We start from the raw sequence: 17,373 nt of genomic DNA on the forward strand, positions 1-17,373 counted from the left end.
TCAGAAATTGAACTGATCGATGTTGTTCTTGTCGAAGCGGAAAGGTGGACCGAGCAGGATCACGTTATCCGGCCCCACCTCCCGCTCGCCGAGCCGGCCGGCTTTCACCTTCTTGTCCGTCGGCTTGATCTCGCCGGTCAGCAAGCCGTGGGTCACATACATCGCCAGATAACCCAGATCCACCACGTTCCACAGATAGAACGCCTCCAGGGTGCCCCGCTTGACATAGGCTCGCATCCCGTTCGGGGTCGCCAGGCATGTCATTTTGATCTGGCCCACCTTCCCAGCGGCCTCCAGGGCATCCGCCACGCCCGGGCAGCCCACCGAAGTCGGGACGATGAGGAACTGGACATCCGGGTGAGCAGTGATCAGGTCCGTAGCCTGCTGACGGCTCTTGGCCTGATCGTCCTCCCCGTAGCGGATGTCCACCAGCTGCATCTTGGGATAGGCCTTGGCCATATACTTCTTCATCTCCTCCACCCAGCGGCTCTGGTTCGGGGCCGTGGGGAAGGTGGAGATGATGGCGATCTTGGCCTCCGGCCCGACCTGCTTAGCCGCCTCATCGATCAGGGCTTTGCCGATCCCCTCAAAGGTCGCTTGGTTGACGAAGAAAACCCGAGCCTCTGGCAATACATCGGCATCATATGTGACCACCGTGATACCGGCCTCGCGGGCCCGCTTGAGCACAGGGACAAGGGCCTGGGGATCATTGGCAGAAACGATGAGGGCATGAGGCTTCTTGGTGATGATGTCCTCCAGCACCTTGATCTGCTCCTCGGCACTGGCGTTGATGGAGCCCTCATAGTGGAGCTCGACATCCCCCAACTCCCTCGCCGCTTCCTCCATGCCCTGGTTGGCCGACTTGAAGTAGTCAATGCCCACGGCCTTGGGCACATGGTAAATCACGAACTTCCGGGCCGGGGCAGCCGTCGGCGAGGGGGCCGCGGCTGGAGCAGGGGCGGTCGCCGTCGGCCGCGCCGCGGGCGGTGGCGTCGGCGACGGTGTGGGAGTCGGCGCGCACTGGGCTAGAATCACCGCCAGTATCATCCCCACGACCAGCAAAGGCAACAAACGCTTCATGGTACCCTCCCTCCTCCTAAAATATGGAGTTAAAAATGTGAAGCAATCCCAATGGAACCCCCAGTTGCGATAGCCGTTCACCTCCTTTCTTGAGAGGAGGATGGATTGGCCACGTGCGCCGGCTCAGCTTCAGGCGTAGGAGCCGGGACAACGGGGCGAACCCATCCTCGAACGCGCAACCGCAGGTTCTCATTCACCAGCACGGTCAGGATCAACAGGGTACCGATGATCATCGCCTGGATCGGCGAGGGCACGCCGATTAGATTCAACCCGTTGCGCAGCGCCGTGACCATAACTACACCCAGGAAGCTTCCCCAGATGCTGCCCTCACCCCCGGAAATGGCGGTGCCTCCCACCACAACCGCTGTGATGACTTCGAATTCCAGCCCCAGCCCGGCAGTGGCCCGGGCAGTCCCCAGCCGCCCTGCCAGGAAGACAGCGCTCCACCCACTGGCCAGGCCCGAGAGGGTATAAACCAGCAATCGAATCTGATCCACCCGGATTCCCGCGAAGCGAGCCGCCGTCTCGTTATGCCCGATCGCATAAAGCCATCGCCCCCAGGCGCTTCGATCGAGCATCACCCCTGCGGCCACCACAGCGGGGAGGAACACAAACAACCCCACGGGAATCCCCAGGATCTGCCCCTCGCCCAGGAAACGCATGAGCGGATCCTCATACAGATAGACTCGCCCTCCCCCTCCCAGCCCTTCCGCAATCCCCCGGTAGATCGCCAGCGTGGATAGCGTGACCACCAGATCCGGCACGCGCAGCCGGGTGATCGCCAGACCGTTCAGAAAGCCACAAAGCGTCGCCACCGCCAGAGCAAGGAGAACAGCCAACGCCATCGGAACCTGATAAACGCTCCAGGAGAACCCCAGGACAACAGTGGAGAGGGCCACAATCGAGCCGACGGAGATATCAATTCCCCGGATCAGGATGATCATGGTCATCGGGATGGCCACCAGCCCCACCTCCACCAGATAACGGGAGGTGATCTGGAGATTCGTGGATGTCAGGAATTTGGGAGTGAGACTGGCAATGACCACCAACAATCCCACCACAATGACCAGCAAGATCCGTTCACGGGTCAGCCCCCGGGCCAGAACGCCCGCCATCCCCCTCATGTGGCCCCTCCTCGCAAGGCCCGGGACCAGGCTCGCGTCCGGGCGATATCGAGGCCAACGGCGAACAGGAGAAAGGCTCCATACACAGCCTGCTCCCAGAGGGCTGGGATGCGGAAATAGATCAACGCCGAGCGGACGAGCGCCAAGAACAGTACGCCCAACAGGGTTCCCCAGACGCTTCCATACCCCCCGAAAATGCTGGTTCCCCCAATCACCACCGCTGTGATCAATAGCAACTCAAACCCCTGCCCGATGTTGTTCTGAATCACCCCGAAACGAGAGGCGTGGACCGCGCTGGCCAGCCCGATCGTAAATCCGTTGAACAGAAGGACCGAGAACCAGATCCGATGAGGGTGGATGCCAGTGATGGTCGCGGCCTGAGGATTGCTCCCCACGGCGTAGATTTCCCGCCCCCATCGGGTGTAGCGCATCAGAAACGCAACAATCAGAGCAAACACCCCCGCGATCCAAATCGAGGTGGAAATCTCCAGCGGTCGCGCCAGCCCCACCGCTTTGAAGGCATCGCTGGTCGCCACCCACCCCGCCGGAACCAGATGGACCACCAGACCGCGGAGGATGGTCATCATCCCCAGGGTGACCAAGATGGCGTGGATCCGGCCATAGGCCACAATGGTCCCGTTCACCAGCCCGATCAGCGTGCCCACCATGATGGGCGCCAGGAAAGCCAGGGGGAGCGGCCACCCCATCTGGGAGACCTGAGCCGCGATCACCGCGCAAAGCGCCAGAGCGGAGCCCACTGAGAGATCAATCTGCCCAGATAGGATCACCAGTGTCATCCCCACTGCGCCGATGAACGTCGCCGCGTAGTTATCCAGCAAAAGCCGAAGGGCACTCAGATCCAGGGTCATGGCTCCTCCCGCATCCCGACGCAGCAGGAACGGGGTGGTGGCCGTCAGGACGGCCATCAACAGTCCGTTCATGATCAACAAAAACGGCTCCCGCCCCCTCCACCTCACGCGATCCCCCTCCGCATCCCGGTATCCCCCTGGCCATTCCCGGGAACCAGACCCATTGCCATGGCCATAATCCGCTCCTGAGTCGCCTCATCACGCCGTAACTCGCCCACCAGTCGGCCGGCCCGCATCACCAGGATGCGATCCGACATTCCCAGGATCTCCGGCAGCTCCGAGGAAACCATCAGGATCCCCATCCCCTGGGCGGCCAGTTCATCCATCAGGCGATGGATCTCCGCCTTGGTCCCCACATCGATGCCCCGGGTCGGTTCATCCAGGATCAGCACCCGGGGCTGGATCGCCAGCCCACGGGCGACAACCACCTTCTGCTGATTGCCGCCGGAGAGCGTGCCCACCGGCTGCTCCAGGTCTGCGACCCGAATCCGCAAGCGCTCCCGATATGCCTGGGCCAGGGCCCGCTCCGCCCGCTCATCGATCAGGCCGAAACGGGTCAACCGCTGCAATATAGCGAGCGTTAAATTCGACCGAACCGGAAGCGGTGCCACAATCCCCTGGCGATGACGATCTTCCGGGATGTAAAAGATGCCGGCGGCCATCATCTCCCACGGCGCGCGGGGTGTGATCCGACGTCCGTTCACCTCGACAAAGCCGTCATCGGGAGGCAGAATGCCAAAGATCGCCTGAGCCACCTCCGAGCGACCGGCTCCCACCAGCCCGGCCATCCCCACGATCTCCCCGGCCCGGATTTCAAACGAGATCCCCTTGAAGAGACCTGCACGGCATAGGTGATGAACCCGCAACAGGACGTCGCCGGGCGGATGGGGAGTGTGGGGGAAAAGCTGGGTGAGCTCGCGTCCAACCATCCGGGCGATCAGGGTCTCTGGCGTAACGGCGGCGATCGGATAGGTGCCCACCCACTGGCCATCCCGTAATACGGTCACCCGGTCGGCCAGCGCGAAAACCTCTTCAAGGCGATGGGAGATGTATAGAATCCCCACCCCACGACTTCGAAGGCGACGGATGATCTCGAAGAGGGTCTGGACTTCCCGCTGGGAAAGCGAGGAAGTGGGCTCATCCATAATCAGCACACGAGCGTCCTGGAGAAGCGCCCGGGCAATTTGCAGGAGTTGCTGCTGGGCTGCACTGAGATCCCCGGCCGGCAGATCCAGGGGCAGCGAGACCCCCAGCTCGCGAAATACCCCCTCCGCCTGCCGGACCATCGTCCGCCAGTCCACCAGACCCAGCGGCCCGCGGCGCGGTTGAAAGCCCACAAACAGGTTCTCCAGCACCGAGAGCGTGGGAAACAAATAGGGCTCCTGATGGATCACCGCAATCCCCAGCGCTGCCGCATGCCGTGGGCCTTCCAGTCGGACCGGGCGCCCCTCAAAGAGGATCTCCCCCGAATCCGGGGCATAAACTCCCGCCGCGATCTTAATCAGCGTGGATTTCCCCGCTCCGTTCTCGCCGACCAGGGCGTGGACTTCCCCTGGATAGAGATCCAGCGAGACTCCAGCCAGCGCCTGCACGCCGGGAAACGCCTTGTAGACATTACGGAGGATCAGGATCGGGGAAGCCATCGCCCCCCCCTATCCCGCAGGGTATCCTATCGTGGTCATCAGCGCGAGATTCGGTTGAGTGACATCCATCCGCGAGAGCTGAACAACAATGGGCACATCGCTTTCCACCTTCAGGGCATAAGGAACCCCTCGGGGAAGGACATGACCGCCCAGATGCTCGGGGTTATCCAGGCGCACATGCCAGGTGCGCTCCGGGGGAAGCATGAGGGAAATCCCGCGAATCGGCTCCCGGTCCTCGAAATACACTGTCAGCGTGATATGGGCTTCCTTTGCGGAGGGATTGAGAAGACATAGAGATTCATGGCTGACCAGATCGGCCTGCCCGGGGGTCAGGGGCGGCAGATACCCATCCGGGATATACCACACGCGATGCCCATGGGCTTTCGAGGAACGCCGCCGCGCCATCAAAGCCCCTCCGATCTAGGATATAGGTCAGACCAGCCAGACTTCCACGCCGCGCTCTCGAACAGCTTCCACCATATCCGGGGGCGCTTGGTTGTCCGTGATCACCAGCCGGACCCGATCCAGAGGACAGAACGTGGCGAATGCGACACGACCCCATTTCGTATGATCCACAATGGCGATAACTTCCTTAGCGGCCTCCACAATGGCGGATTTCAGACGAACCTCCTCCGGGTTCACATCGGTCAGCCCTTCCTCCAGGGTCAAACCCTTCGCCCCGACGAAAGCTTTCTGAATGTGAATCCGCCGCAGGATGTCCTCGCCCCATGCTCCCACCAGCGAGAAGGCCTCCCAGCGCAGCGTGCCCCCAGGCATCAGCACCGTAATGCCCGACCGGCCAGCGAATTCCATCGCCACCCGAATGCCATTGGTCACAACCGTAAGCTCCCGGCGATCCCGGAGGAAGCGGGCCAGATACATCGCCGTCGTGCTGGCATCCAGAGCAATGCTATCCCCATCCTGCACCAGGGAGGCCGCCGCCTGACCGATCCGCAGCTTTTCCTCCCGGTTCAGCCGCTCCCGCACTTCGAAGGCAAGCTCCGCCGGATTGCGATCGGCCGGCAGCGCCCCCCCATGGGTGCGGATCAGCAAACCCTGGGCCTCGAGCCAGGCCAGATCTTTGCGGATCGTCACCTCGGACAGGGCAAACCGACGGCTCAGATCCGCTACCGACACCCGGCCCTCCTCCTCCAGGATCCGCAGGATCGCCTGCCGACGCTCATGGGGGAAGCGGACCATAAGTTTCGATTTATTTCGAAAAATCTGCCTTCGATTTTAATCAGAATCAATCGTTTGTCAAGACCCGATGATCGGTTCGGTTTGAGCACGGCGGCGATCCCCTCGCTGAGGGCTCGGTAAGCCAGCGAGATTCTCTGGGGTAGCGACCATCCGCAAGCGGTGATCTTCCCGATCCCAGGACACTTTCGAGGTGATGAACCATCAAGGGAAGTCCGACAGGGATTGCATTCCAGATGCTCGGCCGATCCAGGCCATGAGGAAGGATCCACCAGGGGGCCTTTGGCAATGAGAGGAACTTCCGCACGGATGGCGGTCAGGGGCGCGAACCGCTCACCGCTCGATAGGTTTCCAGGGTGCGCCGCGCGGTCTCTTCCCAGGAGAACCGGGCGGCCTGCGCCTGACACCGCGCGCGCCACACCGGATCTTCCGCATGATCCCAGGCTTCCGCAATGACCCGCGCCATCGATTCCACGTCTCGCGGGTCAAAGAACCGGGCGGCTTCCCCCGCCACCTCTCGCAGCGCCGGGATGTCGGAGCACGCCACCGGAACGCCACAGGCCATGGCCTCGAGAACCGGCAGGCCAAATCCTTCCCACAGCGAAGGGAAGATCAAGAGCCGCGCGCCGGTGTAGAGGGCAGGCAACGCTTCCTCCGGAACCATCCCCAGGTGTCGAACGCCCTCCCCCAGCCGCAAGGGATATCGAGGATCCCACGGCCCGGCCAGGAGCAGGAGGGGAGGCTCCCCATCGGAACACAATCGGGGTCGAACCCTCCGCCAGGCCTCCACCAATCGATCCAGGTTCTTCGATGGCTTGTTGATGCCCACGTAAAGGGCATAAGATGGAGGAAGGCCGTAGCGGTGCCGGATCGCCATGACCTCCCGGGGCGAACGGGGGGTGCATCCCGGATCCGCGGCGGCCGGAGTGATGATCACCGGCGGCTGGATAGGACCGAAGAAGCGCTGGAGATCCTGGCGGGTCGCTTCGGAAAGGGTGAAGAGCGCCCGCGCCCGGGCGAGAACCAGACGATGCCACAGCCGGTAAATCGCCCGTTGAAGGACCGGCCAGGCCTCAGGAAGACGCAGAGGGGTCAGATCCATCAAGGTCGCGATGAGAGGACCGGGTCGCAGGAACAGGCCCGCAGGAACCGCATAATGGGGAACGTGGACCAGGGCCTCCGGCCAGCGCCGAAGCAACCAGGGGATGAGGCTATGTTCGGCCGGATGAAACGGAGGGATCGGAACAGTGAGCAGGCGCAGGCGAGGCGACCCCGTGAGACGCCCCAGATCCCAGCGCCGGTTCGGCAGCGCCGGAGTATAAAGCAGAACGACCTCCAGCTCCGGCTCCACAGCCAGGATCGCCTCCAATAAACGATAGGCATAGCGCCCGACCCCCGGGAACCGATCGTTGATCACCCGGCCGTCGAAGAGGATCATCCGGCTGGCCCTTTCCGAGGAAAATATGCGGTGAGGCTGGCCCTCCCCTCCGTCAGCGGAGATCCCCCGGCAGCGACAGAACACTATGCCTCCGCCGGGGCCTCACGTTCCCCTGTCTGGGATCGCTCGTAAAGCTCCACCAGCACCCCAAAGGCGCTCTTCGGATGGATGAACGCATACCGGGTCCCCTCCCGCCCCATCAGGGGGGTTTCGTGGATCAGCTGGACGCCGGCCGCCTGCAGCCGCCTCAGGGTGGCTTCCAGATCCTCCACCTCCACGCAGATATGGTGCAACCCGGGACCCCGACGGGCCAGGAAGCGAGCGACACCGGATTCGGAAGTCGTGGGTTGAACCAGCTCGATTTCGCCGCCTTCCATCGGGAAAAAGGCGACCCGGACCTCCTCCTCCGGCACCTCCGCCACCCGGTCCAGGGGCAATCCCAGGAGATCGCGGAAGAACGGCAGCGCGGCCTCCAGGTCCTCCACCACAATGGCCACGTGGTTCAGTCGGGGCATCCCTCTGTTCCTCCATGGGATATGATGACCAACGCGTGGCGTAAACGCCGCTTCCTTATCTCCTCACCCACAACCCGATCGCCGCCCCCAGGGCATCGATGAGCACATCCCACCCGCTGGGGTGGCGGCCGGGGACCATGGCCTGATGAGCCTCATCGGTGAGGGCGTAAAGCACTGCCCATCCCCAGGCCCAGCGGTCCGCACAGGGCACACCATGGGCCTGAAGGGTCCAGCGGGCCAGAACGGCCAGGATCGCATACTCCAGCCCATGGGCGGTTTTCTTGAGCAATGTATCAAGCCACGGCTCCGGTGCCTGCGGCAGATGCGGCTGGGCGGACAGGAAAAACATCACCGCCATCCAGAGCAGGGTCATCCCCCACCGCACAGCTGTCGGAGCATTTGCGATCACCAGCCATCGACGGCGCAGGATCATCCGGTTCTCCCCCTCGCCAGGGGAAGATCAGGGCGGAAGCCTATGGGATTGGCGATCGGGGCCGGCAGGAGCGGCTTTCCGTGGCCCTCCCTCCGGCTTCCCCGGAAGGCCTCAGACCGCATGCCGGCGCCCCCCGGCCCGGGCGAGGGCTTCCGCATAGGCGGCTTCCAGCGTGGGAAGCCGATGCTCCCAGCGATGGGCTGCGGCAATCATCTGGCGGGCGTTCTCCCCGATCCGCCACGCGGCCGATGGATCCTGCAGAAGCCTCCACGCCGCTTCCACCATAGCGGATACGTCCCCTGGCGGCACCAGCCACCCGGTTTCTCCATGGCGAATATACTCCGGGACCTGTCCCACGGCGTCGGCGACCACGGGCAGGCCGGCCGCCAGCAGATCGATCAGCTTCATCGGACATTTCGCCCGGTTGACCAGATCATCGTCCATCAGGTAGAGCGCCAGATGGCCACGCCCCAGAACTTCCGGGAGCCGCGTGGGCTCCACCCATCCTTCCCAATCGATGCGGTGCATCAGACCTGCCTCGGCCACCGCCTCCCGGAAGCGGGCCTCCTCATCCCCCAACGGCTGTCCCACGTAGAGAAAGCGCAAATCGGAGGAGCGCCGGGCGAGGCCCTCCATCACCCGGATCAGGCGGTCAAGCTGGAATTCCAGAAAACGGGTGTAAAGCACCACTTTGGGAGGAGCCGGGGGCAACAAGCGCGGCGGGCCGACGAACCAAGCGGCGTTGGGGAGATAGAACACCCGCTGCGGCGGGATCCCCATCGCCCATGCCAGGGTCTCCAGGGCCCGGCTGGCGACGGTGAGGGCATCCGCATGGGTCATCCCCCAGCGCTCCTGCCAGGCGAAGAAGCGGCGCTGCCATGGCGTGTAGGGATTGCGATCGTTCCAGCCCCCGGGCCCCTCCCAGTCATCCGTATCCACCACCAGCGCCCCCCGGAATCGCCCGATCCGGCGCAGGTGCCAGAACGCCCAGTGGACCAGGCCCGGATACGCCTTCGGCTTGAAGCCGTGCACCACGTCCGGCCGCAACCGCAGGATCTCCCGCGCCATCCTCCCGGCGAGCCGGAGATGGAAAAACGGTCCCTGGGGCAGGGGCAGGCAATGGATGCGCACACCCTCCTCTACCCAGGACCGTCCGGCATCCTCCGGGCCTGGCCATGGAGGCAGGAGGATCGTCACCTGGTGACCCCGACGGGCCAGCGCCCGGGCCATCGGGAGCGCGCGCGCCCGCATCGTCCCTCGCGGGCGCAGCCCGAAGGGGCCGATCATCACAACCGAACAGCGCTCGCCGCTCACGACGGCCTCGCCCATTCATTCCACCGTCACACTCTTGGCCAGGTTCCGAGGCTGATCGACATCACAGCCTCGCAGCACCGCCATATGATAGGCCAGCAGCTGCAAGGGGATCACTGCCACCATCGGCAACAGCCATCGGGGGGCAGATGGGACTTCAAGGACCACATCGGCGCGGGCGGCGGCCATAGGATCTCCCTCGGTGATCAGGGCGATCACCTGCCCCCGCCGGGCCCGCACCTGTTCCATCTGGCTGAGCATTTTCTCATAGGTCACCGGATCCTGAAGCGCCAGGGCCACCGTGGGCATCCGCTCATCGATGAGGGCGATGGGCCCGTGCTTCATCTCCCCCGCCGGGTAGCCTTCCGCATGAATATAGCTCAGCTCCTTCAGCTTCAGGGCCCCCTCGAGGGCGATGGGATACAGCAACCCTCGCCCCAGATACAGGAAGTCCTCATAGCGATAGAACCCCTGGGCTACCTTCTCGACCTCCCCCTCGCGATCCAGAACCCGACCCAGGAGGTCTGGGAGGCGGGCAAGCGCCTGAACGTGTTCCCGAATCGCCTCCGGGCCCATGGCTCCCCGGAGCTCCGCGAGCCGCAACGCCAGCAGCAACTGGTCCACCAGAGAGGCCGTGAACGCCTTGGAGGAGGCCACCCCGATCTCCGGGCCCGCGTGCATCAGGATACAGGCATCAGCGATCCGATGGGCCTGGGAGCCGATGGCGTTGACGATGCTCCACAGCCGCACCCCTTGATCCCGCGCCCGCTCCATCGCCGCGAGCGTGTCCACAGTCTCGCCGCTCTGGGAGATGGCCAGCACCACCGTCCCGTCCCCCAGCACCGGATCGCGATATCGGAACTCGCTCCCATAATCGACCTCCGTGGGAATGCGGGCCAGGGACTCGAAGTAGAACTTTCCGACGAGGCCGGCGTAATAAGAGGTCCCACAGGCAACGATGATCAGGCGCGAGATCCGACGGGCCTCGTCCTCGGTCAGGGGCACCTCCTCCAGCCGCACCCGGCCATGTTCGAAGTCCACCCGTCCCCGCAGCGTGTCCGTCACCGCCCGGGGCTGCTCGTGGATCTCCTTGTGCATGAAGTGCCGGTAAGGCCCCTTCGCGGCGGCCACTGGATCCCAGGGGATGATATGCGCCGGCAGCGTCACCGGTTCCCCTTCCAGGGTCATCACCTGCACCGCATCCCGGCGCACGATCGCCATCTGGCGGCTCTCCAGGAAGAGCATGCGGCGGGTGTGCTCCAGGATGGCCGGGATATCCGAGGCGACGAACATCTCCCCTTCCCCCAGCCCGATCACCACCCCGCCCGCATTGCCGATGCGCACCGCGATCAGACGGTCCGGATGATCCGCCGAAAGCACCACGATCGCATGGGCGCCCCGGAGAGCCCGGAAGGCGTGGCGGGCGGCCGTCTCCAGATCCGCGCCCCCCCGGAGGTAGTCTTCGATCAGATGGGCGATCACCTCGGTGTCCGTTTCCGAAGTGAAACGATGGCCGCGGGATTCCAGCTGCTGGCGTAGCTCGGCGAAATTCTCCACGATCCCGTTGTGGATCACCGCGATGCGCCCGGTGCAATCCCGATGGGGATGGGCGTTATGATCCGCCGGGGCACCGTGGGTGGCCCAGCGGGTATGACCCATCCCGATGGGTCCGGAGGCCGGCTCCGCCTCCAGCAGGTCGATCAGCTCCCGGATCTTCCCGGCGCGCCGCCGGATCTCCAGACGGCCGTCCCGAACCACCACCAGTCCGGCGGAGTCATAGCCGCGATACTCCAGGCGTCTCAGGCCCTCGATCAGGATGGGCACCGCATCCCGATCCCCCACATAGCCAACAATCCCGCACATGGAAAACCTCCTGATGTTCTGATGCAGGTTCTGGAGATCCAAATCGAATGGTCACCCGCTCCGCGGACCCGGACAACGATCCACAGCCCGCATTCGGGAACACCCGAACCACAGCCCCTGCGCGATGGATTCCCTGGGAACACAGGAGCGGACGCTGTCCCCGAGCATCCTGGCTCTGGGGGATGTGGATGAGGCCGCCGCCGGCCGTTTTGTCCCACCGGTTGCCCGATGGTTTTGTCGGCCGGCTTCGATGGGGGGGAAGTGGGGACCGCGGCCAGGCCCCCGGCGGCATCCGCCGAACCCTCGATTTTCCCCGGCTGGCACCGGGTTAGCCCCGCGTATGCGGGGAACCGCCTCCCTCGTCACCCGCGAGGGATCCCTCACGGGCCAGGCGCTGGCTTCCCCCCACTTTCCCTTTCACATTCACAAGGCATCGCTGGACCTCCTTCGCAGGGATTTGAGCCCAGGGTTCGAGGTGAGGGGGGATGATGAAACCATCCGCCCCCCATCCGTTTAAGCCCCCTCCTCCAGGCCGCCGGGGCCAAGGATCTGGCGAAGGCAATCCAGGGCAGAAGGAAGGGGGTGCCTCCACAGCCACTCCACCTCGATCCAGAATCCGGGAACGGCGGTCGAGACCCGGCGGCCCTCCGAGATCCCGCCCACCCGATATCCTGGATGATCCGCTCGGTGGATCAGCACCTCCCGTCGCTCGGGATCCACCGCCCCGTATTCCTTCACTTCCCTCCTGATAAACGCGAGCCTTCTCCTCCCGATCATAACGCCATGTCCCCGGCGAGCTGACCTCGATTACCCAATCTGCCGGACCATCCACCCACTCCTCCCGGATGCCCGAACGGCGATCCCGATGGATGAAAAACAGATCCGGTTCTTTCGCGGCTCCAGGCCTCAACCGCAGGACCGCCGGCCCGTTCAAGACCTCACCCAGCCCTCGCGCTTCCACGTATCCTTTCAACAGGAAGGTTAAAAAGCCGACCCGCCGTTGATGGTGCAGCGTTGCAGGCGAATGCACAGTCACCTCCCCATCTTCAAACTCCCAGATCCGATCCTCAGGGGCCTCCTGAAAGTAACGTTCCTCGGTCCACCCGCTCAGGCGCAGGAGGAACGTCCCCTCGATCTCCTCACCGGCATCGGTCATCACGCGAACCCGCATCTCGTTCTCCCTATATGCGCTCCCCCACGGGCTCCGGCCAGTCCAGGAACATCGCCTCCAGAGCCAGCCGCACGTTGGCATTCCGCTGCAACGCCAGCCATGCGCGACGGGTCGCCTCCAGCGCGGCCCGCGCCCCGGTTAACCCGATCCGCCTGGACACTTCCTGCAAGGCCGGGCGATCCTCCTCATGGATGAGGGGGAGATCCGCGCCGCTGGCCAGGATCAGGGCATCCCGCCACCATGCCATAGCGGTTTCCAGGAAGGCGGAACGCATCTCCTCGTCTTCATCCGCCATCGCCTCGGCAAAAGCAAAACGCTCGGCACGCCCCTGGGTGAGCAGCTGGTGGATCTGCCGGATCCGCTCCTCATACGCCGACAGGACCTCCGGATCCTGCGCGGCCTGCACCGCCCACCCGATCCGCCCCCCCGACAGTCGAGCCAGGCGATCCGCCAGGTCCGGCGCCAGACCCCATCGCTCCTGGAGCGCCTGGCGAACCACCGGGACCGGGAGGGGGTCCAGCGGGAAAACCTGGCAGCGGGAGACCACGGTGGGCGGCAGGGACTCCGGGGAGGGCGCGATGAGCATCAACACCGCATAGGAGGGCGGCTCCTCCAGCGTCTTGAGCAGGGCGTTGGCTGCCTCGGTCGTCATCTCCTGGGCCTGATCGAACACCAGGATCCGGTAGGGCCCCTCCACGGGCGTGTGGGCGAGGAGCCGCTGGGCCTCCCGCACCTGATCGATCTTCAGGCTGCTCCCCTCCGGGGCGATGAGGAACGCGTCGGGATGATGACCGGCCTGCATCCGCCGGCAGGACCGGCACGAGCCGCATGGGGGGTCGTCTTCCTGGCATAACAGCGCCATCCCCCACGTCCAGGCCAGGGTTCGCCGCCCCACCTGCGGCGGTCCCGCAAACAGATACGCGTGGGCGATCCGTCCCTCCGCCCGCTGGCGCTCCAGTCGCCCGATCACTGACGGATGGCCTACCACCCAACGAGCCAGCGTCATAAACCCCTCGATTTCCCTTTTATCCCCCACAGAAGGGCTTTCAGATACTCCAGAACCTCAATGGTCTGTTCCCGGGTGAGCGCAGGAAAATCCTCCGGAAACCCAACAAACTGCCTACAGAGAAGGAGCCTCCCCCAGCCCCAGACGCCGGCGAACAAAAGCCCGAACCTGCGTCGCCGCCTGGAATGCCCGACGTGCCTCCTCTCGATCCGCCGCCTCACCCGGATAGCGATATCGCACCGCATATCGATCCAGCAGAATCAGCAGATCTCTCAAAAACTCGAAGCCGGGTCGACACGGACGCAAAGCTGAAGCAGTTCAATTAAATGATGTGTCTTGGGAAAGTAAACTTCATGCTCTTGAAGAAAAGCCTTCAGGTATTTTTCAGCGGTTTACTGAGCATGAAAGCAGACCGCATCATAGTTCGGGTGTCGCCGCGCCCGGAGCTCTCGCGCACTGGTTCTCCAATCCCCCTCCGCTTTCGCAATCCACTCCCGCGTGAGCTCGTTCATAAAGTATCTTCCCCTTATTTACAATATCTATGAGCATAAAATCGCACATTTTAATCATTTTTAAAAAATTATCGGGCTTATAAACGATCAAATCTATCGGAAAACTGCATCGAACATGCCGGCATATTTCGACGGCCTGATCTACTTCTTTCAATGGCGTATCCATCACCACCAGCAAATCCACATCACTCTCGGGTCCGGGCTCCCCATAGGCATAGGACCCGAATAAAATGACCGATTGTGGATGGAATTGCTCCACAATTTGCTGAACAATTTCGTAAATTTCTTCAATATTGGCCTTTCGATTTATGCTCATTATAATTAGCTCCAATTTTCCGGTTTCAATTTGAGAAAACTTGAATCCGGGAAGTGGGGAGGTGCGACCGGATGGCCGCACCTCCCTGACCTTTCAACCCTAACCTAAAAGGCGGGGCCGCCCAGGAGGCGTTCGATCTCCTCTTTGTGCCGGGTTTCGTCCTCAGCGAACATCTCCAGGGTGGCCTTCAGGCCGATGTCCCCGACTGCCTCGGCCTGGGCCGCCCGCTCCCGATAGCCGGCGATCGCCTCGAGCTCGAATTTGAGGGAATCCTCCAGCACGCCCCGCCAGTCGGAGACCTCCGTGGGCGCCTGCGGCTGGACCCGGGGGGTCCCGCCCAGGGCGACGATCTTGTCGGCCAGATACATGGCGTGCTTGACCTCGTCCATGACCTCCTTCTGGAGGAGCTCCCGGACCTCGTGGCCGGCCAGGCCCTTGAGGACGCTGGCGTGGCGGATGTAGCGGATGATGGTGTTGAGCTCGGCGTTGAGATCCCGGTTCAGCCCTTCGATGAGCTGCGTCAGCTTCTCATCCATGGTGACCTCCCCTTTGCTGAGAATGGAGAAAGCCTATGCGGCCTCCTGAAGGATCCGCCGCAATACCGCCGGGAGGATCCCCCCATGCCGGTAGTATTCCACCTCCACCGGCGTATCCAGGCGGGCGATGGCCGAGAAGACGACCTCCGTCCCATCGGCCCGTCGGGCCCGCACGGTCACCTCCTGCCGCGGCCGCAACCCGGCGGCGATCCCCTCGAGGTCGTAGACTTCGAAGCCGGTGAGGCCCAGGGTTTCCCGGTTCTCGCCGGGGCGGAACTGCAATGGCAGCACGCCCATCCCCACCAGATTGCTGCGGTGGATCCGCTCGAAGGACTCGGCCAGCACCGCCTTCACCCCCAGCAGCGCCGTGCCCTTGGCCGCCCAATCCCGGGAGGAGCCGCTCCCGTATTCCTTGCCGGCGATGATGATGAGCGGGATGCCGGCCTCCTGATACCGCATCGCGGCCTCATAGATCGTCATCTTCTCCCCGGTGGGGTGGTAAACCGTGTAGCCGCCCTCCGTCCCCGGCACCAGCATGTTCTTTAAACGGATGTTGGCGAAGGTGCCGCGGATCATCACCTCGTGGTTGCCCCGTCGCGCGCCGTAGGTGTTGAAGTCGGCGGGTGGAACCCCCCGGGAGATCAGATACTGCCCGGCCGGGCTGTTGACCGCGATGCTGCCTGCGGGCGAGATGTGATCCGTCGTGATGGTATCGCCCAGCACCGCCAGGACCCGCGCCCCCCGGATGTCCTGCAGCGGCGGCGGCTCCAGGGAGAACTCCCGGAAGAACGGCGGCTCCTGGATGTAGGTGGAATCCGGATCCCACTCGTAGAGATCCCCCTCCGGGACGGGGAGGCTCCGCCACCGCTCATCCCCTTCGAAGACGCGGGCATAGCGGGCCCGGAACATCTCCGGGTCCAGGCTCTCGCGGATCGTCCGCTGGATCTCCTCCTGGGAGGGCCAGATGTCCCGCAGGAAAACCGGCTGGCCGTTGGGGTCATATCCCAGGGGCTCGCGTTCGAAATCGATATCGATGCGGCCAGCCAGGGCATAGGCCACCACCAGCATTGGAGAGGCCAGATAGTTCGCGCGCACCAGCGGATGGATGCGGGCCTCAAAGTTGCGGTTGCCGCTCAGGACGGCGACGACCACCAGGTTATGCTCCCGGATCGCTTTGGCGATGGGCTCCGGGAGCGGGCCGCTGTTGCCGATGCAGGTGGTGCAACCGAAGCCCACCAGGTGGAAGCGCAGGGCCTCCAGATACGGCATCAGGTTGGCCCGGCGCAGATAATCCACCACCACCGGCGAGCCGGGAGCCAGGCTGGTCTTCACGTAGGGCTTCACCGTCAGCCCCCGCTTCACCGCGTTGCGGGCCAGCAGCCCCGCGCCGATCATCACGGAGGGGTTGGAGGTGTTCGTGCAGGAAGTGATGGCCGCGATGACCACGGATCCATGCCCCAGGGCCACCATCTGACCATCCAGGCTGACCCAGGGGGCCGGCGTGGAAGGGGCGGCTGTCGCTGCCGGCGCCGGCGCGGCTGCGCCTCCCTCCCCCTCCAGCCGGCCGACCGCCGGAGCGTTCGTGGGATTCGAGGCGGGCAGCATCGAGGCGATGTTCTCCCAGAACTGGCGCTTCACCTCCCGCAGAGGCACCCGGTCATGGGGGCGGCGCGGCCCGGCCAGGGTGGGCTCAATGGTCCCCAGGTCCAGCTCCAGCACATCGGTGTATACAGGATCCGGACCCTGGCCATCGTAAAAGAGGCCCTGGGCTTTCGTGTAGCGCTCCACCAGATCCACCAGCTCCGGATCCCGGCCGGTGCCCCGCAGATAGGCCAGCGTCTCATCGTCGACCGGGAAGAATCCGCAGGTCGCCCCATACTCCGGGGCCATGTTGGCGATGGTCGCCCGATCCGGAAGGCTGAGGCTTCGCAGGCCCGGCCCGAAGAACTCTACGAACTTATCCACCACCCCCCGCTTGCGGAGGAGCTGGGTGACGGTGAGGACCAGGTCGGTGGCGGTGGCGCCCTCGGGGAGCCGGCCCGTCAGGCGGACGCCGATCACCTCGGGGATGCGCATATAGTAAGGCTGGCCCAGCATCACTGCTTCGGCCTCGATGCCGCCCACGCCCCAGCCCAGCACCCCCAGGGCGTTGATCATCGTGGTATGGGAATCCGTGCCCACCAGGGTATCCGGGAAGGCCACCGCCTCCCCATTTACCTCCCGGGTCTGGACCACCTTCGCCAGGTATTCCAGGTTCACCTGGTGGACGATGCCGGTGCCGGGAGGGACCACGCGAAAGTTCCGGAAGGCCTTCTGGGCCCAGCGCAGCAGCGCATAGCGCTCCCGGTTGCGTTCGAAC

The 17,373-nt window shown here is 64.1% G+C and carries 18 protein-coding genes and 1 pseudogene; all 19 read right to left on the reverse strand.

Annotated elements, in window-relative coordinates; genetic code table 11:
- Window positions 1–1,080 carry a substrate-binding domain-containing protein gene (locus tag VAE54_RS12260; RefSeq protein WP_322802257.1) on the reverse strand — a complete coding sequence of 360 codons (1,080 nt, stop codon included), beginning with the start codon at window positions 1,078–1,080 and terminating at the stop codon, window positions 1–3.
- Window positions 1,081–1,157: 77 nt separating this feature from the next.
- Window positions 1,158–2,204 carry an ABC transporter permease gene (locus VAE54_RS12265; protein ID WP_322802258.1) on the reverse strand — a complete coding sequence of 349 codons (1,047 nt, stop codon included), beginning with the start codon at window positions 2,202–2,204 and terminating at the stop codon, window positions 1,158–1,160.
- Complete coding sequence (locus tag VAE54_RS12270) at window positions 2,201–3,181, reverse strand: ABC transporter permease (RefSeq protein WP_322802259.1); 981 nt, start codon at window positions 3,179–3,181, stop codon at window positions 2,201–2,203. Before VAE54_RS12270 ends, VAE54_RS12265 begins: the two co-directional genes overlap by 4 nt.
- Window positions 3,178–4,716, reverse strand: a complete 1,539-nt coding sequence (locus VAE54_RS12275) for a sugar ABC transporter ATP-binding protein (RefSeq protein ID WP_322802260.1) — start codon at window positions 4,714–4,716, stop codon at window positions 3,178–3,180. Before VAE54_RS12275 ends, VAE54_RS12270 begins: the two co-directional genes overlap by 4 nt.
- 9 nt (window positions 4,717–4,725) lie before the next feature.
- A complete protein-coding gene (locus tag VAE54_RS12280) occupies window positions 4,726–5,121 on the reverse strand; it encodes a sensory rhodopsin transducer (RefSeq protein ID WP_322802261.1) in 396 nt (131 codons plus the stop codon).
- Window positions 5,122–5,148: 27 nt separating this feature from the next.
- Entirely contained in the window at window positions 5,149–5,916 is a 768-nt protein-coding gene (locus VAE54_RS12285; protein WP_322802262.1) for a DeoR/GlpR family DNA-binding transcription regulator, read from the reverse strand.
- A 313-nt stretch (window positions 5,917–6,229) separates the two neighbouring features.
- Window positions 6,230–7,351, reverse strand: coding sequence for a glycosyltransferase family 1 protein (locus tag VAE54_RS12290; protein WP_322802263.1), 1,122 nt, complete (start codon window positions 7,349–7,351; stop codon window positions 6,230–6,232).
- 83 nt (window positions 7,352–7,434) lie between these two features.
- The gene (gene mce / locus VAE54_RS12295; protein ID WP_322802264.1) at window positions 7,435–7,866 is read right to left on the reverse strand and encodes a methylmalonyl-CoA epimerase; all 432 of its coding nucleotides are present in this window, start codon (window positions 7,864–7,866) and stop codon (window positions 7,435–7,437) included.
- A gap of 55 nt (window positions 7,867–7,921) precedes the next feature.
- The gene (locus VAE54_RS12300; protein ID WP_322802265.1) at window positions 7,922–8,299 is read right to left on the reverse strand and encodes a VanZ family protein; all 378 of its coding nucleotides are present in this window, start codon (window positions 8,297–8,299) and stop codon (window positions 7,922–7,924) included.
- 111 nt (window positions 8,300–8,410) lie between these two features.
- Window positions 8,411–9,628: a glycosyltransferase family 4 protein gene (locus VAE54_RS12305; RefSeq protein ID WP_322802266.1), complete on the reverse strand. Its 1,218-nt coding sequence runs from the start codon at window positions 9,626–9,628 to the stop codon at window positions 8,411–8,413.
- The gene (gene glmS / locus VAE54_RS12310) at window positions 9,629–11,473 is read right to left on the reverse strand and encodes a glutamine--fructose-6-phosphate transaminase (isomerizing) (protein WP_322802267.1); all 1,845 of its coding nucleotides are present in this window, start codon (window positions 11,471–11,473) and stop codon (window positions 9,629–9,631) included.
- Between the two features lie 513 nt (window positions 11,474–11,986).
- A complete protein-coding gene (locus tag VAE54_RS12315) occupies window positions 11,987–12,211 on the reverse strand; it encodes a hypothetical protein (protein ID WP_322802268.1) in 225 nt (74 codons plus the stop codon).
- A gap of 16 nt (window positions 12,212–12,227) precedes the next feature.
- Window positions 12,228–12,725 (reverse strand): annotated as a pseudogene (locus VAE54_RS14675) (Uma2 family endonuclease); the annotation flags it as partial.
- Complete coding sequence (gene holB / locus VAE54_RS12320; RefSeq protein WP_322802269.1) at window positions 12,655–13,650, reverse strand: DNA polymerase III subunit delta'; 996 nt, start codon at window positions 13,648–13,650, stop codon at window positions 12,655–12,657. The pseudogene VAE54_RS14675 and the gene holB, both read right to left, overlap by 71 nt.
- A 114-nt stretch (window positions 13,651–13,764) precedes the next feature.
- Entirely contained in the window at window positions 13,765–13,890 is a 126-nt protein-coding gene (locus VAE54_RS12325) for a hypothetical protein (protein ID WP_416223806.1), read from the reverse strand.
- 32 nt (window positions 13,891–13,922) lie between these two features.
- Window positions 13,923–14,027, reverse strand: coding sequence for a hypothetical protein (locus VAE54_RS14680; protein ID WP_416223807.1), 105 nt, complete (start codon window positions 14,025–14,027; stop codon window positions 13,923–13,925).
- A 40-nt stretch (window positions 14,028–14,067) separates the two neighbouring features.
- The gene (locus tag VAE54_RS12330; RefSeq protein ID WP_322802271.1) at window positions 14,068–14,478 is read right to left on the reverse strand and encodes a nucleotidyltransferase domain-containing protein; all 411 of its coding nucleotides are present in this window, start codon (window positions 14,476–14,478) and stop codon (window positions 14,068–14,070) included.
- 104 nt (window positions 14,479–14,582) lie between these two features.
- The gene (locus VAE54_RS12335) at window positions 14,583–15,014 is read right to left on the reverse strand and encodes a ferritin-like domain-containing protein (protein WP_322802272.1); all 432 of its coding nucleotides are present in this window, start codon (window positions 15,012–15,014) and stop codon (window positions 14,583–14,585) included.
- Between the two features lie 33 nt (window positions 15,015–15,047).
- Window positions 15,048–17,373, reverse strand: a 2,326-nt coding sequence (gene acnA, locus VAE54_RS12340; protein WP_322802273.1) for an aconitate hydratase AcnA, incomplete at its 5' end; no start/stop codon positions are given.

The organism is Thermoflexus sp. (genome assembly GCF_034432235.1).
Lineage (GTDB): Bacteria > Chloroflexota > Anaerolineae > Thermoflexales > Thermoflexaceae > Thermoflexus.